Origin of the sequence: Nonomuraea sp. ATR24, from assembly GCF_041950485.1 — a bacterium.
In the GTDB taxonomy this organism is placed as follows: Bacteria; Actinomycetota; Actinomycetes; order Streptosporangiales; family Streptosporangiaceae; genus Nonomuraea; species Nonomuraea ceibae.
In genome coordinates this window covers 208,251-228,647 of sequence record NZ_JBGNUU010000004.1, presented here as the reverse complement: position 1 = coordinate 228,647, position 20,397 = coordinate 208,251, and the positions used below count along the sequence as shown (strand labels likewise).

General features: G+C 72.5%; 19 protein-coding genes. 12 read left to right on the top strand and 7 right to left on the bottom strand.

Annotated elements, in window-relative coordinates:
* Nucleotides 1–19 precede the first annotated feature (19 nt).
* The 3 genes from ACBI99_RS12075 (at nucleotide 20) to ACBI99_RS12065 (ending at nucleotide 5,045) form a co-directional block, all read left to right on the top strand.
* A complete protein-coding gene (locus ACBI99_RS12075) occupies nucleotides 20–790 on the top strand; it encodes an ABC transporter ATP-binding protein (protein ID WP_375072314.1) in 771 nt (256 codons plus the stop codon).
* Complete coding sequence (locus tag ACBI99_RS12070) at nucleotides 787–2,355, top strand: hypothetical protein (RefSeq protein WP_375072313.1); 1,569 nt, start codon at nucleotides 787–789, stop codon at nucleotides 2,353–2,355. Before ACBI99_RS12075 ends, ACBI99_RS12070 begins: the two co-directional genes overlap by 4 nt.
* 68 nt (nucleotides 2,356–2,423) lie before the next feature.
* Nucleotides 2,424–5,045 carry a phosphoenolpyruvate carboxylase gene (locus ACBI99_RS12065; RefSeq protein ID WP_375072312.1) on the top strand — a complete coding sequence of 874 codons (2,622 nt, stop codon included), beginning with the start codon at nucleotides 2,424–2,426 and terminating at the stop codon, nucleotides 5,043–5,045.
* On the opposite strand, the gene ACBI99_RS12060 is transcribed toward ACBI99_RS12065, so the two are convergent.
* Together ACBI99_RS12060 and ACBI99_RS12055 are read right to left on the bottom strand one after the other, a co-directional pair.
* A complete protein-coding gene (locus ACBI99_RS12060; RefSeq protein ID WP_357584099.1) occupies nucleotides 4,986–5,624 on the bottom strand; it encodes a lysoplasmalogenase in 639 nt (212 codons plus the stop codon). The genes ACBI99_RS12065 and ACBI99_RS12060 overlap by 60 nt on opposite strands.
* Nucleotides 5,625–5,655: 31 nt before the next feature.
* Entirely contained in the window at nucleotides 5,656–6,120 is a 465-nt protein-coding gene (locus ACBI99_RS12055) for a hypothetical protein (RefSeq protein WP_219499784.1), read from the bottom strand.
* Nucleotides 6,121–6,241: 121 nt separating this feature from the next.
* Here ACBI99_RS12055 and ACBI99_RS12050 point away from each other — a divergent pair, with 121 nt between their 5' ends.
* Nucleotides 6,242–8,143 (top strand): N-6 DNA methylase, encoded by a 1,902-nt coding sequence (locus tag ACBI99_RS12050; protein WP_375072311.1) that lies wholly within the window; start codon nucleotides 6,242–6,244, stop codon nucleotides 8,141–8,143.
* Here the strand turns inward: ACBI99_RS12050 and ACBI99_RS12045 are convergent, their stop codons facing one another.
* The 3 genes from ACBI99_RS12045 to ACBI99_RS12035 are packed head-to-tail and all read right to left on the bottom strand — an operon-like array spanning nucleotide 8,144 to nucleotide 12,309.
* Nucleotides 8,144–9,217 (bottom strand): epoxide hydrolase family protein, encoded by a 1,074-nt coding sequence (locus ACBI99_RS12045; protein ID WP_375072310.1) that lies wholly within the window; start codon nucleotides 9,215–9,217, stop codon nucleotides 8,144–8,146.
* A 60-nt stretch (nucleotides 9,218–9,277) separates the two neighbouring features.
* The gene (gene fdhD, locus ACBI99_RS12040) at nucleotides 9,278–10,111 is read right to left on the bottom strand and encodes a formate dehydrogenase accessory sulfurtransferase FdhD (protein ID WP_219499782.1); all 834 of its coding nucleotides are present in this window, start codon (nucleotides 10,109–10,111) and stop codon (nucleotides 9,278–9,280) included.
* Nucleotides 10,108–12,309: an FdhF/YdeP family oxidoreductase gene (locus ACBI99_RS12035; RefSeq protein WP_375072309.1), complete on the bottom strand. Its 2,202-nt coding sequence runs from the start codon at nucleotides 12,307–12,309 to the stop codon at nucleotides 10,108–10,110. The genes fdhD and ACBI99_RS12035 overlap by 4 nt, the downstream gene beginning before the upstream one ends.
* Before the next feature lie 54 nt (nucleotides 12,310–12,363).
* On the opposite strand from ACBI99_RS12035, the gene ACBI99_RS12030 reads away from it, so the two are divergent.
* The 8 genes from ACBI99_RS12030 to ACBI99_RS11995 all read left to right on the top strand — a co-directional run bounded on the left by ACBI99_RS12030 (nucleotide 12,364) and on the right by ACBI99_RS11995 (nucleotide 18,439).
* On the top strand, nucleotides 12,364–13,179 hold the full coding sequence (locus ACBI99_RS12030; RefSeq protein WP_375072308.1) for a biotin--[acetyl-CoA-carboxylase] ligase: 816 nt from the start codon (nucleotides 12,364–12,366) through the stop codon (nucleotides 13,177–13,179).
* Between the two features lie 33 nt (nucleotides 13,180–13,212).
* Nucleotides 13,213–13,725 carry a PH domain-containing protein gene (locus ACBI99_RS12025; RefSeq protein WP_219499775.1) on the top strand — a complete coding sequence of 171 codons (513 nt, stop codon included), beginning with the start codon at nucleotides 13,213–13,215 and terminating at the stop codon, nucleotides 13,723–13,725.
* 55 nt (nucleotides 13,726–13,780) lie between these two features.
* Nucleotides 13,781–14,866 (top strand): S-(hydroxymethyl)mycothiol dehydrogenase, encoded by a 1,086-nt coding sequence (locus ACBI99_RS12020; protein ID WP_219499773.1) that lies wholly within the window; start codon nucleotides 13,781–13,783, stop codon nucleotides 14,864–14,866.
* Nucleotides 14,867–15,487: an MBL fold metallo-hydrolase gene (locus ACBI99_RS12015; protein WP_219499771.1), complete on the top strand. Its 621-nt coding sequence runs from the start codon at nucleotides 14,867–14,869 to the stop codon at nucleotides 15,485–15,487.
* Nucleotides 15,488–15,577: 90 nt separating this feature from the next.
* Nucleotides 15,578–15,754, top strand: a complete 177-nt coding sequence (locus ACBI99_RS12010) for a bacterioferritin-associated ferredoxin (RefSeq protein ID WP_082310492.1) — start codon at nucleotides 15,578–15,580, stop codon at nucleotides 15,752–15,754.
* A gap of 16 nt (nucleotides 15,755–15,770) precedes the next feature.
* Complete coding sequence (gene bfr, locus ACBI99_RS12005; RefSeq protein WP_219499769.1) at nucleotides 15,771–16,256, top strand: bacterioferritin; 486 nt, start codon at nucleotides 15,771–15,773, stop codon at nucleotides 16,254–16,256.
* 234 nt (nucleotides 16,257–16,490) lie between these two features.
* A complete protein-coding gene (locus tag ACBI99_RS12000; RefSeq protein WP_043620820.1) occupies nucleotides 16,491–17,159 on the top strand; it encodes a response regulator transcription factor in 669 nt (222 codons plus the stop codon).
* Between the two features lie 2 nt (nucleotides 17,160–17,161).
* Complete coding sequence (locus ACBI99_RS11995) at nucleotides 17,162–18,439, top strand: ATP-binding protein (protein WP_219499767.1); 1,278 nt, start codon at nucleotides 17,162–17,164, stop codon at nucleotides 18,437–18,439.
* Nucleotides 18,440–18,478: 39 nt separating this feature from the next.
* Here ACBI99_RS11995 and ACBI99_RS11990 read toward each other — a convergent pair whose 3' ends face one another.
* The gene (locus tag ACBI99_RS11990; RefSeq protein WP_308125589.1) at nucleotides 18,479–18,964 is read right to left on the bottom strand and encodes a GtrA family protein; all 486 of its coding nucleotides are present in this window, start codon (nucleotides 18,962–18,964) and stop codon (nucleotides 18,479–18,481) included.
* A gap of 54 nt (nucleotides 18,965–19,018) precedes the next feature.
* Nucleotides 19,019–20,365, bottom strand: coding sequence for a PucR family transcriptional regulator (locus ACBI99_RS11985; RefSeq protein ID WP_375072307.1), 1,347 nt, complete (start codon nucleotides 20,363–20,365; stop codon nucleotides 19,019–19,021).
* Between the last annotated feature and the right edge of the window lie 32 nt (nucleotides 20,366–20,397).

Below are 20,397 nucleotides of genomic sequence, written 5' to 3'. Positions count from 1 at the left end.
CTGCTCATAGAGTGGATCCATGTCGGACGCGGTACGCACCACGGCCCTGTTCAAGCGCTACGGCCCTCAGGTGGCGGTGGCCGGGGTCGACCTGGTCGTCCCCGCCGGCAGCTTCGCCGGGCTCGTCGGGCCCAACGGCGCGGGCAAGACGACGACGCTCAGCATGATCACCGGGCTGCTCCGCCCCGACGGCGGCGAGGCGCACGTCGACGGCCACCACGTGTGGCGCGACCCGCTCCAGGTCAAGGCCCGCATCGGCGTGCTCCCCGAGGGGCTGCGGCTGTTCGAGCGGCTGTCCGGCCGCGAGCTGCTCCTCTACAACGGCCGCCTGCGCGGCATCCCCAAGGCCGAGGTCGAGCGCCGCGCCGACGAGCTCCTCCAGGTGATGGACCTGACCGCCGCCGCGGGCAAGCTCGTCGTCGACTATTCCACCGGCATGCGCAAGAAGATCGGCCTGGCCGCCGCGCTGCTGCACAACCCGTCGGTGCTCTTCCTGGACGAGCCGTTCGAGGGGGTCGACCCGGTCAGTGCCAACACGCTCACCGAGGTGCTGCGCCGCTTCACCGCCTCCGGTTCCACCGTCATCTTCTCCAGCCACGTGATGGACCTGGTCGAGCGGCTGTGCGACTGGGTGTCGGTGATGAGCGGCGGCCACATCGTCGCCCAGGGCCCGATCGGCGACGTGCGCGCCGGGCGCAGCCTCAACCAGGCGTTCCTCGACCTGGTCGGCGGGCCGCAGGCGGCCGCGGGCGAGGGCCTGGGCTGGCTCGGCTCAGGAGAGCGCCGGTGAGCCTCACCCGCACCGTCGCGCTGTTCGCCGGGCTCAAGCTGCGCCTCATCACCGGCAACCTGCGCGGCGACACCGCCCGCCAGGTCGGCTTCGCGTTCACGCTCATCCTCGCCCTGGGGACCGCGGCGGGTGGCTTCGCCCTGGTCAGCCTGCTGCGGCTGGCCCCTCCTGACGTCGCGGTCGCGGTCGTCACGCTGCTCTTCACCGCGCTGCTCTTCGGCTGGATGGTCGTGCCGCTGCTGGCGTTCGGGCTGGACGACACGCTCGACCCGGCACGGCTGTCGCTGTTCCCGCTGCGCACCCGCGAGCTGGCCGTGGGCATGTTCACCGCCTCGGCGACCGGCGTGTGGCCGGCCGCCACGCTGATCGTGACCGCCGGGGCGCTGGTGGGGCTGGCCGGCGGCGTCGGCGGGGTGCTCGTCGGCCTGCTCGCGGTGCTCGCCCACTTCGCGCTCTGCCTGGTCGCCTCCCGGCTGGTCACCACCGCGCTGTCGGGCGCGCTGCGCTCCCGGCGCGGCCGTGACGCGCTCGCCGTCGCCGCCATCGCCGTCGTCCTGCTCTTCCAGCTCCCCAACCTGTTGATGAACCGCGGCTTCGGCGACCCGCAGGGGATGCTCCTCGACATGGCGGGCGCGCTGCGGTGGACCCCGTCGGGGCTGGCCGCCCACGCCATCGCCGGCGGCGGGCTCGCCGGGCTCGCCGAGGTGGCCGTCCTGGCCGCCCTGACCGTGGCCGCCGGCTGGCTGTGGATCAAGGCGCTGGGCCGCGCGCTCGTCACCGCCGACTCCTCGACCCAGGCCGCCTCGGTGCGCCGCGACAGCGGGCTCGCCGACCGGTTCCTGCCCGACGGGCCGCTCGCCGCCGTCGTGACCAAGGAGCTGAAGTACGTCCGCCGCGACCCGCGCTACCGCATCCTCTGGTTCGCCGCCGTCGCGGTCGTGCTGGTGATGGCGTTCTCCTTCACCGGCCAGGGCATGAGCGGCCCCGCGCTGCCCATCGGCATGACCGCGTTCTGCGGCATGATGATCGCCGTCCAGCTCGGCAACGCCTACGGGATCGACGGCCGCTCGCTGTGGATGAACACGGTGGCCTTCGGCGCGCAACGCCAGTTCGACCTCGACCTGGCGGGCCGTCACCTGGCCAACGCGCTGATAGCGGTCCCGGTGCTGGCGCTCGTCGCCGTCGCCTCCGCGCTGTTCGCCGGGGAGCCGGGGACGATCGGCTGGGCGCTGGCGGCAGGCACCGGCGTGCTCGGCGTCGGGTTCGGCGTCGGCTCGGTGACCAGCGTGCTCATCCCCTACACGGTGCCCGAGCGGATGAACGCCTTCACCGGCGCCGCGCCCGGGCAGGGCGGCCAGGCGTTCGGCTGCGCCCTGCTCGCCTTCGCCGGCGTGGGCCTGCTGTCGGCGCCGTTCGCCGTCGCCGTCGCGTTCGCCGGCCCGTGGGTGCTCGCCTTCGCCCCGCCGTACGGGCTCGCGATCGAGACGCTCGGCCGCCGCCTCGGCGCCAAGATCGGGTTCGCCCGGATGCCCGAGCTGCTGGCCGCCGTGTCCCGTCCCACGTGAGCAGTGGTCTAGTCCATTAAGTGAGACCGGTCTGCGCGTGTTCAGAGCGACTCGATACCCTTCGAAGCATGATTGACCAGGGGCTTGAGCACCGCAGCGCCGCCGTGACCGAGATGCCGGACGAGCTGCGCCGCGATGTGCGGCTGCTCGGCAAGCTGCTCGGCCAGGTGATCGCCGAGCAGGGCGGCGAGGACCTGCTGGCCGACGTCGAACGCCTGCGCAAGGCCGTCATCGCCGCCCGCCGCGGCGAGGTGTCCGGCGACGAGATCGCCGCCTTGGCGGCCGGATGGGAGATCGACCGCGCGGTCCAGGTCGCCCGCGCCTTCACCTGCTACTTCCACCTGGCCAACCTGGCCGAGGAGCACTACCGCATCCGCATCCTGCGCCAGCGCGACACCGAGGACGCGGTGCAGCGCGAATCGCTGGCCCAGGCCGTGGCCGAGCTCGGCCGCGACCGGGTCGCCGAGCTGGTCGAGGGCCTGGAGCTGCATCCTGTCCTGACCGCTCACCCGACCGAGGCGCGCCGCCGCGCCGTCGTCACCGCCATCCAGCGCGTCAGCGGCCAGCTCACCGAGTACAACGCGCCCGGCCGCGGCGCCTCCGAGCGCGCGGAGCTGGAGCGCCGCCTGCTGGAGGAGATCGACCTGCTGTGGCGCACCGCCCAGCTCCGCAACACCAAGCTCGACCCGCTCGACGAGGTGCGCACCGCGATGGCTGCCTTCGACGAGACCCTGTTCCGCATGGTGCCGCAGGTCTACCGCTCGCTCGACGCCGCGCTGAGCGACGCCACCGGCACCGAGCCGCCGCTGGCCAGGCCGTTCATCCGCTACGGGAGCTGGATCGGCGGCGACCGCGACGGCAACCCGAACGTCACCTCCAAGGTCACCCGCGACACCATCCAGATCCAGTCGGAGCACGTGCTCAACGCGCTGGAGACGGCCTGCACCCGCATCGCGCGCACGCTGACCGCCTCCGCCCAGTTCGCCCCGGCCTCGGCCGGGTTGCGCGCCGGGCTGGCCGCCGCCGTCGACGCGCACCCCGAGCTCGTCTCCGAGCTGGCGACCCGGTCGCCGTCGGAGCCGCACCGGCAGTGGCTGCTGTTCGTCGCCGCGCGCATCGCCGCGACCCGCCGCCGTGACCTGGACCTGGCCTACCGCACCCCCGACGAGCTGCTGGCCGACCTCCGGCTGGCCCAGGAGTCGCTGGCCGAGCACGCCGTACGGCAGGCGTACGGGGAGTTGCAGCATCTGATCTGGCAGGTCGAGACGTTCGGCTTCCACCTGGCCGAGCTGGAGGTGCGCCAGCACTCCCAGGTGCACGCGGCCGCGCTGGAGGAGCTGCGCGCGGGCGGCGAGCTGTCGGAGCGCACCGAGGAGGTGCTGGCCACGATCCGGGTCATCGCCTGGATCCAGGAGCGGTTCGGCGTCACGGCGTGCTCGCGCTACGTCGTGTCGTTCACTCGCTCGGCCGACGACATCGCCGCCGTGCACGAGCTCGCCTCCTACGCGCTGGGCGGGCGGTCCGTGGTGCTGGACGTGGTGCCGCTGTTCGAGTCGGGCCAGGACCTGGCCAACTCGCCTGCCGTGCTGGCGGGCATGCTGGAGATCCCGCAGGTCCAGGAGCGGCTGGCGGCCACCGGGCGGCGCATGGAGATCATGCTCGGCTACTCCGACTCGGCCAAGGAGCTCGGCCCGGCCGCCGCGACCCTGCGCCTGTACGAGGCGCAGGAGCAGCTCACCGCGTGGGCGGCGGCCAACGACGTCAAGCTGCGCATGTTCCACGGAAGGGGCGGCGCGCTCGGCCGGGGCGGCGGCCCCGCCAACCGGGCGGTGCTGGCCCAGGCGCCGGGCTCGGTCGCGGGCCGGTTCAAGGTGACGGAGCAGGGCGAGGTCATCTTCGCCCGCTACGGCCACATCGCGATCGCCCGCCGCCACATGGAGCAGGTCGCCAACGCCGTCATCATGGCCTCCTCGCCGTCGGTCGGCTCGCGCACCGCCGCCGCGGCCGACCGGTTCCGGCCGCTCGCCGAGCGGGTCGCCACCGCCTCCGAGCAGGCCTACCGCGCGCTCACCGAGGCGCCGGGCTTCCCCGAGTGGTTCGCGCTGGTCAGCCCGCTGGAGGAGATCGGCTCGCTGCGGCTCGGCTCGCGCCCGGCCCGCCGGGGGCTGGGCGCCCCGCGCTCGCTCGACGACCTGCGGGCCATCCCGTGGGTGTTCGCCTGGGCGCAGACGCGGGTCAACCTGCCCGGCTGGTACGGGCTCGGCACCGGCCTGGCCGCGGCCGACTCCCTGTCCGACCTCCAGGCCGCCTACGCCGAATGGCCGCTGTTCAACGCGATGCTGGACAACGCCGAGATGTCGCTGGCCAAGACCGACAGGTCCATCGCCGCCCGCTACCTGGCCCTGGGCGGGCGCAAGGACTTCGCCGACCAGGTCCTGGAGGAGTACGACCGGACCAGGGAGCTGGTGCTGAAGGTCACCGGCCACACCCGGCTGCTGGAGAACCGCAAGGTGCTCTCCCGGGCCGTGCAGCTCCGCGACCCGTACGTGGACGCCCTGTCGCACCTGCAGTTGCGGGCGCTGACGGCGCTGCGCACCGGCAACCCGACCGACCGCGAGCGCGAGCGGCTGTCAACGCTGCTGCTGCTCTCGGTCAACGGCGTCGCCGCCGGGCTGCAGAACACGGGCTGACCCCAGCACGCCCAGCACGATGAGGAGCTGGCCCAGGATGTAGGTGGTCATCAGCACGGTGCTCCGGCCGGGAAAGCCCATCCCGGCCACGCCGAGCCCGACGAGGAAGTCGGAGAAGGCGAACAGGGCCCCGCCGAGCCCGGCGACGAGGCCGAGCCCGCCGGCGAAGGCCGCCATCGTCATCAGGGCCAGCCCGTAGCCGAGCACGGGCGCGGCCAGGGCGCCCAGCGGCTCCCACAGCACCATCGCGGCGGCCACCCACACCAGCAGGTAGGCCGCCGCTCCCCAGCGCGGGCGCGACCCCTCGCGGACGAACACCACGATGTAGCAGATCTGCATCACCAGGAACGACGTCATCCCGGCGATGAAGGCGGCCTGCCCCTCGATGAGCAGGGCCACGTCGCCGGCCGCGGCGAACAGCAGCCCGACGGCAAGCAGCCGGCGTCCCGGCGCCCGCCGGATGACGTACGCGGCCAGCACCGGGCAGAGCAGCGGCTTGGTCGCCCACTCCAGCCATTCGATCCCCAGGGCCACGGAGAACACGTTGGCCACGGCCAGCCCGCCGAAGATAATGAGCACGCCTCACCTTAGCGCTCGGCGCAACGCCTGGTCAGGCGGCGATCGGGGCGGGCGGCTCGAAGGCCACGGCGTCGCGCACCGCGGCGTACAGGCGCCAGTTGAGCGATCCCCGGCGGGACACCACGGTGACCCCGACCCCCTGCGTGAGCAGCCAGACCGCCAGCTCGGTGAAGAACCCGTCGCCCGAGCCGATCACCACCCGGTCGAAGCGCTGCCCGAGGCGGTCCACGTACGCGGTCTCGACGAGGGCCCGGTCGGCGCCGTCGGGGCCGGATCTGACGAGCAGTTGCACGCCGCGGAACGCGATCCCGGCCTGGACCAGCGCCTTGTGGTTGACCGCCACGATGAACTGGTCCATCGGCCCGATCGGCACGATCGACCGGTACAGCGCCATCACGGCGGCGACCTCGGCGGTGGTCGGCAGGCTCGTCGCGGTCAGGTTCTCTATGTCCAGCAGGTGCACCGCCCTGCCTCGACACCACGTGGTGGGCTTCACGGCATCTGGCCCTTCCGTTACGTATGTCCAGTGAAGCATGTGTTGATGGAATCGACCAGCATTGGTTCTGTCGTTGTGTGACATGGGTAGGTTTTTGCCACGTCGTCGTTGAGGAGAGCTTGTGGACAGGGACGTCCAGGTGACCGCGGCGGACATCGCCAGGCTGGGCGACGTCGGCCGCGCCGCCGTGAGCAACTGGCGCCGCCGCCACGACGACTTCCCGCAGCCCGTCGGCGGCACCACCGCCAGCCCCACCTTCTCCCTGAAGGAGATCAAGGACTGGCTGCGCGCCCACACCGAGGCCAGGCCGCTGCCCAGGCGCGAGTGGTTCTGGCAGGAGCTGCGCGCCGGCGTCGCCGAGGACGAGCTGCCCGCCCTGATCGCCGACCTCGGCTCGTTCCTGCTGCGCGCCCGCCGGGGCGAGGCCCGCCCCGAGAACGACGCCCAGCGCGGGCTGGCCGAGCTCGCCGCCGTGACCGGCCCCGAGGAGACCTTCCAGTTCCTGTACGAGCGCTACGCCGAGTCGCAGCGCGCCAGCCTCACGCCCAAACCGGTCGCCGATCTGATCGCGGCGCTCCTGCCCGCCTCCGCCCGCCGCGTCCTCGATCCGGCCTGCGGCTGGGGCATGCTGCTGCGCGCCGTGCGCGAGCGGTCCGCCGGGCAGCTTCTCGGCCAGGACCTGAGCGAGGCAACGGCCCGCCTGACGGCGATCTCGCTGGCCTTCGGCCCCGGCGACGCCGACATCCGGGCGGGCGACTCGCTGCGGGCCGACGCGTTCCCCGGCGCCGCCATCGACGCCGTCGTCTGCAACCCGCCCTTCAACGACCGCAACTGGGGCTACGAGGAGCTCACCGCCGACGCCCGCTGGGAGTACGGCCTGCCGCCGCGCACCGAGCCCGAGCTCGCCTGGGTCCAGCACGCGCTGGCCCACCTGGTGCCGGGCGGGTTCGCGGTGCTGCTCATGCCGCCCGCGGCGGCCGGTCGCCGGTCGGGCCGGCGCATCAGGGCGCAGCTCCTGCGCCGGGGCGCGCTGCGCGCGGTGATCGCCCTGCCCGTGGGCAGCGTGCCGAACATGTCCGTAGGCCTCACGCTCTGGGTGCTGTGCCGGCCCGGCGGATCGGCGGCGCCCGGGGCCGTCCTGATGGTCGACACCTCCGCCCGGCAGGGCGACTTCGCCGCGACGGCGCTGGCCGCCTGGGAACGCTTCCGCCACGGCGACGGCGGCGACGAGCCGGGCGTGAGCCGCGCCGTGCCCGTCATCGACCTGCTCAACGACGAGGTCGACCTGCTGCCCGGCCGCTACCTGCCCGCCACGCCGTCCGGCCTGTCGCCGGAGCGGATCGTGCGCAGCCGCGACCGCCTGCACGAGACGCTCGCCGACACGCTCGCGCTGCTCCCCGGCATCGAACCGGCCCCCTCAGGCCGCGACCGCCCGCTCGTCCCGGTGGCCGAGCTCGAACGCCGCAACCTGCTCACCGTCCACCAGCAGGCCCCCGCCCGCCCCGGCGAGACCCCCGCCGTCCCCGCCGAGGCCCCCGTCCTCACGGCCGAGGACGTCGTACGCCGCCGCGCCGCCACCGGGCCGCCCGGCTCGGTGCGCAAGGAGCTCCGCACCCGCCCCGGCGACGTGCTCGTGCCACAGGTCGTCAGGACGCCGGTGGCGGTCGTGGTCTCCGGCGGCGGAGACGTCATCGGCACCCAGCTCCACCTGCTGCGCCCCGACCCGGAGCGGCTGGACCCGCACTTCCTGGCCGGGTTCCTCACCGCCCAGGGCAACCTGCGCCACTACGCCTCGATGTCCTCGACCCACCGGGTGGACGTCCGGCGCGCCGAGATCCCGCTGCTCCCCATCGAGGAGCAGCGGGCGTACGGCAGGGCGTTCCGGCACCTGCAGACGCTGACCGCGTCGCTCAGGCAGCTCGCCGAGCACGGCGCCGACCTCGTGCAGGACACCCTCGACGGGCTGACCGGCGGCCTGGTGCTGCTGTCGGCCGACGACCCGGCCTGGCGCGAGCCGGACTGATCACAGGGCCTCGAAGAACGCCCGGATGTCGTCCGTCAGGGCCTCGGTCGCGGTGTGAGCCGTGTAGTGGCCGTGCGCGGGGGCGGGCAGCGTCTTCCAGGAGACGATGTTCGCGTGGTCGCGCTCGGCGAAGCGCCGGATCGACTTGAAGTCGCCCTCGGCCATGGCCAGGCCGAGCGGCACGGTGGTGGGCTCCGTGACGGGCTCCATGCGGGCGTTCTCCCAGTACAGGCGCAGGGCGGAGGCCGCGGTGCCGGTGAACCAGTGGATGGCGGCGTTCGTCAGCACGAAGTCGTCGTCCAGGTCCTCGTCGAAGAGCTGGGCGAGCCAGCCGACCAGGCCGGCGGGGGAGTCGGTGACGGCGTGGGCCAGCGTCTGCGGCTGCTGCGACTGCAGGACGTTGAAGGCGCCCTTCTCCTTCCAGAACCAGTCGAGGACGGCCAGCCCGGCCTGGTCCTCCTCCGACAGGTCGGCGAACTCGGCGGGGTCGCCGGACGGGAAGGAGAAGACCTGCGTGACGTGCACGCCGACGACGTGCTCCGGGTCGACGCGGCCGACCTCGGGGGAGATCATCGAGCCGGCGTCGTTGCCGGCCGAGCCGTAGCGGGTGTAGCCGAGGCGGGCCATCAGCTCGGCCCAGGCGGCGGCGATGCGCCGGTTGTTCCAGCCGAGCTCCTTGGTCGGGCCGGAGAAGCCGTAGCCGGGCAGCGACGGGATGACCAGGTGGAAGTGACGCGACAGCGGCTCGACGGCGTCGAGGTACTCGGCGATCGAGCCCGGCCAGCCGTGGGTGAGGATCAGCGGCAGCGCGTCGGGGTTGCCGGAGCGCACGTGCAGGAAGTGGATGTCCTGGCCGTCGATCTCGGTGACGTACTGGGGGAGGGCGTTGAGCCTGGCCTCGACGGCGCGCCAGTCGAAGCCGTCGCGCCAGCGGGTGACCAGGCGCCGGACGCGCTCGACGGCGACGCCCTGCTCGGCGCCGGGGATCTCGTCGGCGAAGCGGGTCAGCCGCAGCCGGGCGGCCAGGTCGTCGAGGTCGGCCTGGGGGATCTCGACGCGGTAGGGGTGGATCACGGCGACCTCCGATGAGCTGGAACGGTTCGTTCTGTTCCGACTATAGCAGAACGGAACAGTTCATTCCACTCTGTTGGCGTCCGCGTAGACGTTGCACCGCTCGCCGCGCAGGAACCCGACCAGCGTCATGCCGAACTCCCTGGCCAGGTCCACCGCCAGCGACGAGGGCGCCGACACCGCGCACACCGCAGGCAGGCCCGCCGCCAGGGCCTTCTGCATGATCTCGTAGCTGGCCCGGCCGCTCACCATGAGGACGTGGCCGGACAGCGGCAGCCGCCCGTTCATCGCCGCCCAGCCCACCAGCTTGTCCACCGCGTTGTGCCGGCCCACGTCCTCGCGCACCACGACCGTCTCGCCCTCGGCGGTGAACAGCCCGGCCGCGTGCAGGCCGCCCGTCTTGCCGAACACCCCCTGCCCGGCCCGCAACGCGCCCGGCAACCCGTACAGGACCTCGGGGGTGAGCCGCAGGTCGCCGGGCGGGAGCGGGCGGCAACGGCCGCGCAGCGCGTCGAGGCTCGCCGAGCCGCACACGCCGCACGCGCTGGAGGTGAGGAAGTGGCGCTCCAGCGCGGGCAGCTCGGGCATCGGGCCGCGCAGCCGCACGGTGACCGTGTTGTAGCGGGCCTCGGGCGGCAGGTCCTCGTCGGTGCAGTAGGCGATCGAGGCGATGCCGTCGTCGTGCGCCAGCCCCTCGCCGTGCAGGAACCCGGCGGCCAGCTCGAAGTCGTGGCCCGGCGTGCGCATGGTGATGGCGATCGTCCGGCGCACGCCCCCCGCGGCCGTCAGGCGGATCTCCAGCGGCTCCTCGGTCGCCAGGTCGTCGCGCCGCTCCACCGCCGAGCCGCCCGTCAGCTCGCGCACGCGCACCCGCCTGCTCGGGCCCGGCCGGGTCACAGCGGCCGCACCGTGACGAGCGCGTTGTAGTCGGGGATGCGGGCCTGCGGGGAGCGCCGCGCCTCGTCCAGCAGCACGTTGCCCTCCGGCCAGTGGACCTGGAGGTTGCCCGGCATCAGCGGCGCCCGCAGCACCTTGCCCCGGTAGGCGCGCTCGCCCGAGCGCAGCTCGACGGGGGCGCCGTCGGGCAGGCCGAGCCGGTCGGCGTCGTACTCGCTCATCAGCACAGCTTCGCGCATCGCGCCGTTGAAGCCGTCGAGGCGCTCGTGGACCATGCTGTTGAACTGCTTGCCGCGCCGCGTCGCCACCATGAACGCGCCGTCGGGGCGCTCCAGCGCGGGCGGCTCGACGGGGGAGAAGCGGGCCAGGCCGTCGGGCGTGGGGAAGCGGCCGCCGGGGCACAGGTGGGCGCCGCCGTACTGGACGCTGTCGCCGAAGCGCTTGAGGCCGGCGATGCCCTCGTAGAACGGGACGGCCCGCTCGATCTCGGCGCGGATCTGCGGGGTGCCGGTGAAGCGCACGTTCGCCGCGATGCCGGGCCGGGTGCGGGCGGCCAGCTCGGTGAAGATCTTCCACTCCGGCCACGCCTCGCCGATCCGCGGCCCCTCCACCTCCGGCGAGAAGATGATCCGCCGCTCGGTCGAGGTCTCGGTCACGCCGCCGGTCATCTCGTAGCGGGTCTGCGCGGGCAGCAGCAGCACGTCGCCCTCGGCGGGCACCAGCATCTGCGACGACAGCACGATGTCGACGTGCACCCGCAGCTTGAGCCGCGCCAGGGCCTCCCGGCAGTAGGCGGGGTCGGGCAGCACCTCCAGGAAGTTGCCGCCGGAGGAGACGAGTGCGTCGAGCTCGCCCGCGTGGGCCGCGTCGATCATGTCGGTCGCGGTCAGCCCCGGCGTGGCGGGCACCTCGAACCCCCACATGCCGGTGAACTTCGCGGCGTTGGCCTCGGTGATCGGCAGCCCGCCCGGCAGCCCGGTCGCGTACGCCCCCATCTCGGCCCCGCCCTGCACCCCGCTGTGGCCGCGGATCGGCATCAGCCCGCACCCCTCACGCCCGACGAACCCGCGCGCCAGCGCCAGGTTGACGATCGCGCGCACGTTGTCCTCGCCGTAGGAGTGCTGCGTGATGCCCATCGACCACACCAGCACCGCCGACCTGGCCTCGGCCAGCAGCTCGGCCATGCGCCGCATGTCGGCGCGGGTCGAGCCGGACAGCGCCTCCAGCGTCTCCCACGACTGCCCGGCCACCGCCTCGCGCACGGCCTCGAACCCGGTGGTGTGCCGCGCCACGAACTCCTCGTCCACCGCGCCGGCCTCGATCAGATGCTTGAGCACCCCGTTGAGGAACCCGATGTCGCCGCCCACGTTCACGCCGAAGAATTCGTCGGTGATCTTCGTCCCGAACACCGCCGACTCGGCGTTGGACGGCACCCAGTAGCGTTCCATCCCCGGCTCGCGGTAGGCGTTGACCATCGCGATCCGGGTGCCGGCCTTCTTGGCGTGGTAGAGGTACTTCATCGCCACCGGCTGGTTGTTCGACGGGTTGGAGCCGATGAAGACGATCAGGTCGGAGCCGATCCAGTCCGTGTAGGAGCAGGTCGTGGCCGCCGCCCCGATCGCCTCCTTGAGCGCCACGGTCGAGGGCGAGTGGCAGATGCGGGCGGCGTTGTCGATGTTGTTGGTGCCCAGCGCCCGCACCGCCTTCTGGGCCGCGTAGTAGTTCTCGTTCGGCATGCCGCGGCTGGTCAGATAGGCGCCGAAGCGGGTGTCGCGCAGCCCGCCTGCGGCCACGCGCAGCGCCTCGTCCCAGGAGACGCGGGTGAAGCCGGGCTCGCCGGCACGCCGCAGCATCGGGTAGGGGAGCCGGCCCAGCTCGCGCAGCTCGGCGCTCTTCCTGCCGCTCAGCCCCGAGACGTCGCGCAGGAGCGACACGTCCAGCGCGGGCATCGTGTTGAGCGGCAGCAGCCGCAGCCTGATGTTGCACAGGTGGATCTCCGGCATGGTCCAGTCGCGCATGCCCTTGGTGCCCAGGGCGCAGCCGTCGCAGGTGCCCTGGTTGAGGATCCGCCACGCGTAGCGCCGGTTGCCCTTGACCGCCCGGAACGCCTCGACCAGCTCAAGGTAGTTGTTCGGCTTGCGCAGCCCCAGCCCGAACGGCCGCCACGAGGCCCAGTTGCGCGGATCCAGTCTCCTCATGTCCCCATCTTCTCCCCGGCACGGCCATGCCCCCGACCACGGCAAGATGGACGGGTGTCTCGTTACTCCGACCTCGACCGGCCGCCGCTCTCCGAGCAGGCGCTCAACCGAGCCCTGCTGCGGCCCGGCTCCCTGTGGACCGGCGTCACCGTCGTCGACAGCACCGGCTCCACCAACGCCGACCTGGCCAGGGCCGCCCGGGATGGCGCCGAGGAGGGGCGGGTGCTGGTCGCCGAGGAGCAGACCGCCGGGCGGGGCAGGCTCGGCCGCGCCTGGGGCGCCCCGGCCCGCGCGGGGCTGACCTTCTCCATCCTGCTCAGGCCCACCGTGCCGGTCGCCGCCTTCGGCTGGCTGCCGCTGCTGTTCGGGGTGGCCGCCGCGTCGGCGGTGCGCCGCCTGGCCGAGGTCGACGTACGCCTGAAGTGGCCCAACGACCTGCTCATCGGCGAGCGCAAGCTGGCCGGGGTGCTCGCCGAGCGGTCCGGTGACGCCGTCGTCATCGGCATGGGCCTGAACGTGCTGCTCACGCGGGACGAGCTGCCCGTGGAGACGGGCACGTCGCTGGTCGTCGAGGAGGCCGCCTGCCTCGACCGCGACCCGCTGCTGCGGGCGACGCTCCGGGAGATCGACGTCCACTACCGCGAGTGGACCGAGGCGGGCGGCGACGCCGACGCGTGCGGGCTGCGCGCCGCCTACCAGGCGTCCTGCGCGACGATCGGCCGCCGCGTGCGCGTCGAGCTGCCCGGCGGCGGCGCGCTCACCGGCCTGGCCACCGGCGTCGACACCGCCGGGCAGCTCCAGGTCGACACCGGCGCCGAGACCGCCGCGCTGAGCGCCGGCGACGTCGTGCACGTTCGGCCCGCGGCATAGCCGCCGGGGGCGGGGTGGTGGCAGCATGTCCGCATGACCATCCCCGACCATCACCTGACACAGGGTGAGCGGCGCGTGCGGTCCTTCCACCCTCACTGGAAGCGGCTGATCGTGCCTTTCGTCGCGCTCGTGCTCATCGCCGCGGCCACGGGCGCGGCGCTGTACTTCATCCCGGGCACCTGGGAGTACGCCTTCCACGCCCGCGTCGCGGTCGGCGTCATCGCCCTCCTCCTGCTGGTGATCTGGTCGTTCGTGCCCTACCTGCAGTGGAAGAACACCGGTTACGTGCTCACCACGCACCGCTTCTCGATCAGCACCGGCGTGCTGAACAAGTCGACGGACGAGATCCCCATGGCCAAGGTCAACACGGTCAGCTCCGACCAGACGTTCGCCGAGCGGCTGCTCGGCTGCGGCACGCTGGTCGTCGAGTCGGCCGGCGACCGGGGCCAGATCGTGCTGCGCGACATCCCACGCATCCAGGACGTCCGCATGGATCTGTTCCGCCTGGTGGAGGACGCTTCCGACGGCGAGGTCGACGAGCGCTAGCCTCCTGGGCGCGCATCCCTTGCGGAGATCATCCTCCTGACACAAGATGGCTGGCATGCCGTACGAAGTGCAGGGCGTCATCGCCACAGGCAAGGGCCGGGAAGTGGCCATCGAAACGGTGCTGGTGCCGGACCCGGGGCCCGGCGAGGCGGTGGTGAACGTGCAGGCGTGCGGCGTCTGCCACACCGACCTCCACTACCGGGAGGGCGGCATCAGCGACGACTTCCCGTTCCTGCTGGGCCACGAGGCGGCGGGCGTGGTCGAGGCCGTCGGCGAGGGCGTCACCGGACTGGAGCCGGGCGACTTCGTGATCCTCAACTGGCGTGCCGTGTGCGGCCAGTGCCGGGCGTGCCTGCGCGGCAGGCCGTGGTACTGCTTCAACACGCACAACGCCGCTCAGAAGATGACGCTCACCGACGGCACCGAGTTGTCCCCCGCGCTGGGCATCGGCGCGTTCCTGGAGAAGACGCTGGTGGCCGCCGGGCAGTGCACCAAGGTCTCCGCCGAGGCGCCCGCGTCGGTGGCCGGGCTGCTGGGCTGCGGCGTGATGGCCGGCATCGGCGCGGCGATCAACACCGGCGGCGTGACCCGCGGCGACAGCGTGGCCGTGATCGGCTGCGGCGGGGTCGGCGACGCGGCCGTGCTCGGCGCCTCGCTGGCCGGCGCCGCCAAGATCATCGCGGTGGACGTGGACGACCGCAAGCTGGAGTGGGCGCGCGGCTTCGGCGCCACCGACACGGTCAACTCGCGCGAGAGCGACCCGGTCGAGGCCATCCGCGACCTGACCGGCGGGTTCGGCGCCGACGTGGTGATCGAGGCGGTCGGCCGCCCCGAGACCTACAAGCAGGCGTTCTACGCCCGCGACCTGGCCGGCACCGTGGTGCTCGTCGGCGTGCCGACGCCGGAGATGACGCTGGAGCTGCCGCTGCTCGACGTGTTCGGCCGGGGCGGGGCGCTGAAGTCCTCCTGGTACGGCGACTGCCTGCCGAGCCGCGACTTCCCGATGCTCATCGACCTGTTCCTGCAGCACCGGCTGCCGCTCGACAGGTTCGTCACCGAGACCATCGGCCTCGACCAGGTCGAGGAGGCGTTCGCCAAGATGCACCGCGGCGACGTGCTGCGCTCGGTGGTGATCCTCTAGATGCTCGACAGGGTCATCACCTCAGGCACGTTCTCGCTCGACGGCGGCACCTGGGACGTCGACAACAACGTCTGGCTGGTCGGCGACGCCCGCGAGGTCGTCGTCATCGACGCCGCCCACGACGCCAGGGCCATCGCCGACCGGGTCGGCGACCGCACGGTCCGGGCCATCGTCTGCACCCACGCGCACAACGACCACGTCAACGCCGCCAAGGAGCTGAGCGACCTCACCGGCGCGCCGATCCGGCTGCACCCGGCCGACCAGGTCCTGTGGTCGCAGGTCTACGGGGACGAGGTCACGTACACGCCGCTGGGCGACGGCGAGAAGATCGAGGCCGGCGGGATCGCGCTGCAGGTCCTTCACACGCCGGGGCACGCGCCCGGCGCGGTCTGCCTGTACGCGCCCGAGCTGTGCGTGCTGTTCAGCGGCGACACGCTGTTCAAGGGCGGGCCGGGGGCGACCGGGCGTTCGCACTCGTCGTTCGGCACGATCATCGAGTCGATCCGCGACCGCCTGCTGACGCTGCCGCCCGAGACCGTCGTCCACACCGGGCACGGCGACTCCACCTCGATCGGCGCCGAGGCCCCTCACCTGGAGGAATGGATCACGCGGGGCCACTGAGGTGTGGCTTACCTAACATAGGCAAGCCTTACCGCGGTGGGCTATCTTAGGTGTGCCTTACCTACCCCACCCCTGAGAGGCTCCCCGCGGATGTACGTGTGTGTTTGTCGTGCTGTGACCGAAAACGAGGTCCACGACTGCATCGCCGCGGGCGCGCGGAGTGCGAAACAGGTTCGCGACACCACGGGCGCCGGGGGCGACTGTGCCTCTTGCGTACGGAAGATCTGTGCGATCCTGAAGCGGTCTGAGGAACTGACCACCGCATAGCACAAGGGGCCCGTTCATGCAGGGCGACAAGCAGATCATCGAGCTGCTCAACGAGCAGCTCACGGCGGAGCTCACGGCGATCAACCAGTATTTCCTGCACGCCAAGATGCAGGAGAACTGGGGATACACCAAGCTCGCCGAGCACACCCGCGAAGAGTCGATCGACGAGATGCGCCACGCCGAGCGCCTCACCGACCGCATCCTCTTCCTCGAAGGACTGCCCAACTACCAGCGGCTCGGCACCCTGCACATCGGGCAGACCGTCCGCGAGCAGTTGCAGGCGGACCTGGAGGTCGAGCTCTCGGTGGTGCAGCGGCTGCGGCCGGCCATCCAGCTCATGCGCGAGAAGGGCGACATCACCTCGGCGCGGATCTTCGAGGACATCCTCGCCGACGAGGAGCAGCACATCGACTACCTCGAAACCGAGCTCGGCCTGATGCAGACCCTGGGCGACCAGCTCTACCTGGCCCGCTACGCCGAGCCGCCGTCCGTCGACGACTGAGCCCGCCGCGTCCGATCGCCCGCCGCGCCGACGGCGGGCGCGCGCGTTTCTGGCGCCAACTTTCGCCGCGGGGAACCACGGGGGCGTAACCCTTTTACCCACGGCAATCGCGGTAATTTAATCATGACTAACCGATATTTAGCCGCGTTTGCCCAGGTCAATGGATAGGTCAACGACGAGTCAAACCGCGCGCTGTGCCCGGGAAACGATCGCTTAAGGTCCTACGATCGCTCCATGACCTGCGTACTTCTCGCCGAGGATGACACCTCGATTTCCGAGCCGCTCGCGCGCGCCCTGCGCCGCGAGGGCTATCAGGTTGAGGTGAGCCCCGACGGCCCGCAGGCCCTGGAGAGGGCTCTGTCGGGGGGCATCGACCTCATCGTTCTCGACCTTGGCCTGCCCGAGATGGACGGCCTGGAGGTGGCCCGGCGGATCCGTGCCGAAGGGCACGGCACCCCGGTGCTGATCCTCACCGCCCGCGTCGACGAGGTCGACACCGTCGTCGGCCTCGACGCCGGCGCCGACGACTACGTCACCAAGCCGTTCCGGCTCGCCGAGCTGCTCGCCCGGGTGCGGGCGCTGCTGCGCCGCGGCACCTCCGAGACCCCGGTCGTGCAGGGCGTCCGCATCGACGCCGACTCCCGCCGCGCCTGGATGGGCGAGAAGGAGCTGCACCTGACCACGAAGGAGTTCGACCTGCTCAGGGTTCTGGTCCGCGACGCCGGAAAGGTGGTGACGCGCGAGCAGATCATGCGCGAGGTATGGGACACCAACTGGTGGGGCTCCACCAAGACACTCGACATGCACATCTCGTGGCTGCGCCGCAAGCTCGGCGACGACGCGGCCAAGCCCCGCTACATCACCACCGTCCGGGGAGTCGGCTTCCGCTTCGAACGCGAGTAGGCATGCGCCGACGCCTGCTCACCTCAACCCTGGTGGTGGCGGTCATCGCCGTCCTGCTGCTAGGGGTTCCCCTCGGCATCGTGGTCAGCCGGCTGATCGTCGACGACGCGGCCCAGCAGCTCAGGTCGGAGGCGACCCGTCTGGTCGGGGAGGTCGAATACGCCCGTATCCAAGAGACCCCGCTCGACCCCAAGCAGCTGGAGCAGAAATACCCCGACCGCTACATCCAGATATTCGAGCGCGGAAACCCGCCCAAGGCCACGGTCGTCGGCTCGCAGCCGTCGTCCGGGGAGCAGATGACCGAGGACGCGGAGTCCGACAGCGGCATCTTCGTCCGGGTGAGCCGCGACCGGGCCCAGGTCGAGCAGGACGTCTACGCCCGCCTGCTGCTGATCGTGGCGCTGGCCGTCGCGGCTCTCGCCGTGGCCGTGGGCCTGGCCATCGTGCAGTCACGCCGCCTCACGCTGCCGCTGCAGGACCTGGCCAAGATCGCCGAACGGCTCGGCTCGGGTGACGCCCGGCCGAGCAAGCACCGCTACGGCATCCCCGAGCTCGACCAGGTGGCCCAGGTGCTCGACCGCAGTGCCACGCGCATCTCCGACCTGCTCACCCGCGAACGCGAGTTCGCCACCGACGCCTCCCACCAGCTCCGCACCCCCCTCACCGGCCTCACCATGCGCCTGGAGGAGATCGTCGCCGCCTCCGACCAGCCCGAGGTGGTGCGCGAGGAGGGTGAGGCCGCCATCGTGCAGGCCGAGCGCCTCACGGCGGTCATCGACGAGCTGCTGGCAGCCGCGCGCCGCCAGCGGCACGCCCAGGCCGAGCCGATCTCCATCGACGAGGTGCTCATCCAGCAGGTGACCGAGTGGCAGCCGGTCTTCCGCGGCGTGGGCCGCACGCTCGTCCTCGCCGGCTCGCGCGACCTCAAGGCGCTGGCCACGACCGGCGGCTTCGGCCAGGTCATCGCGACCCTGCTGGAGAACTCCCTGCGCCACGGCGGCGGCACCGTAACGGTCACCACGACCAGTGGTGACAGCTCCGTGGTGGTCGAGGTGGCCGACGAGGGCCCGGGCATCTCCGACGAGATCGCGCCCAAGATCTTCGAGCGCAACGTGAGCGGCGGCGGGGGCACCGGCCTCGGCCTGACGCTCGCCCGCGCGCTGGCCGCCGCCGACGGCGGCCGGCTGGAGCTGGTGCGGCGTCGCCCGGCGGCCTTCGCCGTCTTCCTGCGGCTGGCCGAGGACAACGGCCGCAACCGCGTCGTCAGCGGTCCCGCTTGAGCCGGCGGTCCCGCCCAGAGTCGGCGGTCCCGCCCTGAGTCAGCGGTCCTGCCTGATCCCCGTGTCGGGCAGCTCCGCGGGGATCGGCTCGGTGGCCTCCAGGAACACCCACTTCTTGTACGACCAGTAGCGGAACAGCGTGCCCAGGCCGACGCCGATGATGTTGGCGATGTTGGCGCTGACCGGGTCGTCCAGGTGCAGCGTGTAGGTGGTGAAGCCGATCACCAGCACGCCGAACAGCAGCGCGATGCCGTTGAGCAGGAAGAACAGGAAGTATTCGCGCCCCAGCCCGCTCTGCTCGCGGTGGCGGAACGTCCAGAACCGGTTGCCCAGGTAGGCGAACGAGGTGGAGATCGCCGTGGCGAACACCTTGGACGTCATCGGCCCGAGGTCGATCGCCAGCAGGAACAGGTTGTACATGCCCGTGTCGATCACGAAGGCGGCGGCACCGACGGTGCCGAACTTGGTCAGCTCATGGACCAGGGCGGCGAAACGCTGGTACAGGCCTTTGGCGAACTGCAGCACGCTCCTGCTCGCCCTTCCTTTTCGGCAGGCATGACGACTTCAGCGTACCGGTTGTCACAACGCCGGACGCGCCGCCCGGCAGGCGAGCTGGAGCGCCAACCTTTGCTGGGGATCGTCCAGGTCCGCGTGGAGCAGGGCTTCTATGCGGCGGATGTTGCGGCTCACGGCGTTTCGGTGCATGTGCAATTCCTCGGCGGCGCGGGCCGGGGAGCCGTGATGGTCCAGGTAGGCGCGCAGGATGCCGATCAGGTGGGCCGGGCGGTCGCCCTTGAGGTCGAGGATGGGCTGCAGCAGCTCCCTGACGGCCTGGTGGGCGGCGTCGGAGGCGTACCACTCCTCCAGCATGCGGTCCAGCCCGGCCAGGTCGTACACGGCGAGCGGGGCCGGGCTGCGCCTGAGCGCCGTGCGCGCCTCGGCGGCCGAGGTGCGCAGGCCGAGCAGGCCCCGGTGCGCGGTGCTCACGCCGCAGCGCAGCTCGGCGCCCGCCGGGCGGACCCGCTCCAGCAGGCGGGCCGCGTCGCGGACGGCCTCGCGCAGGCCGGCCCGGCCCTGGTCGCGGGGGAGCGAGCGGACGACGACCAGCGCGTCACCGGCCAGCGCGCCGTTCCACTCCGGGCCGACGATCTCGCGGGCCGCCCGGACCGCCCTGGCCGCCACCGCGTCGAGCAGGGCGTAGCGTTGCGGGCCCTCTTCCATCACCGGTTCGAGGCGCAGCACCACGTGCCAGTCGTCGACCGGCAGCCCCAGCGCGCGGGCGCGCGGGGCCAGCTCCTGGGCCTGCTTCTCCGGCGCGACCAGCAGCTCGGTGAGCAGCTGCGCCCGCGACCTGCCCGCCGGCTCGTCGGCCGGTCCGGCGGCGGCCGCCAGCTCGGCGAAGCGCGCCACGACCTCCACCGCCGTGCCCAGGTGGCCGCCGGGGGCGTCGGCGCCCTCCTCGGGGAGCGGGACGCCGAGGGCCCCGGTCGCCGCCTCGGCGATGCGCTCCGGGGTGCCGCCCGCCCGCAGGACGGCGCGTACGGCGGCGACGGTCCTGGCCAGGGCGTCGGAGGCGTCGCCCGCGACGGCGCGCTCCAGGCCGACGACCAGCGCGGCCAGGTCGCCTCCGGCGGCGTACACCCCGATCCCGCTCCGCTCGGCCAGCGTGGCGGCGCTGCGGCCGGCCTCCGCGAGGTCCGGCCCGGTGAGCACCAGCGCTGCGGCGCGGGCGGCGGCGGCGTCGCGCAGCGCGACGTCGAGGCGGTAGGAGCCCGCCGCGCGGGAGGCAGCGGCGGTGAGGACGGCGATCGACCCGGCGGGCAGGCGGGCCACCTCGCGCAGGTCCTCCACGAGCCGCACCCCGGAGAAGGGACCGGCCGGGACAGGCCCGGCCAACCTCTGCAAATCCTCCAGTATGTGTGCCACCCGCACACGATAGCCCCATAAAGGTGCCCCCA

Bases quoted from the DNA above. Each gene is read 5' to 3' on its own strand.
- ACBI99_RS11995 (WP_219499767.1), top strand. From the start codon at position 17,162: ATGCGCCGACGCCTGCTCACCTCAACCCTGGTGGTGGCGGTCATCGCC.
- ACBI99_RS12075 (WP_375072314.1), top strand. From the start codon at position 20: ATGTCGGACGCGGTACGCACCACGGCCCTGTTCAAGCGCTACGGCCCT.
- ACBI99_RS12035 (WP_375072309.1), bottom strand. From the start codon at position 12,309: ATGAGGAGACTGGATCCGCGCAACTGGGCCTCGTGGCGGCCGTTCGGG.
- ACBI99_RS12000 (WP_043620820.1), top strand. From the start codon at position 16,491: ATGACCTGCGTACTTCTCGCCGAGGATGACACCTCGATTTCCGAGCCG.
- ACBI99_RS12025 (WP_219499775.1), top strand. From the start codon at position 13,213: ATGACCATCCCCGACCATCACCTGACACAGGGTGAGCGGCGCGTGCGG.
- ACBI99_RS12020 (WP_219499773.1), top strand. From the start codon at position 13,781: ATGCCGTACGAAGTGCAGGGCGTCATCGCCACAGGCAAGGGCCGGGAA.
- bfr (WP_219499769.1), top strand. From the start codon at position 15,771: ATGCAGGGCGACAAGCAGATCATCGAGCTGCTCAACGAGCAGCTCACG.
- ACBI99_RS12015 (WP_219499771.1), top strand. From the start codon at position 14,867: ATGCTCGACAGGGTCATCACCTCAGGCACGTTCTCGCTCGACGGCGGC.
- ACBI99_RS12065 (WP_375072312.1), top strand. From the start codon at position 2,424: ATGATTGACCAGGGGCTTGAGCACCGCAGCGCCGCCGTGACCGAGATG.
- ACBI99_RS12010 (WP_082310492.1), top strand. From the start codon at position 15,578: ATGTACGTGTGTGTTTGTCGTGCTGTGACCGAAAACGAGGTCCACGAC.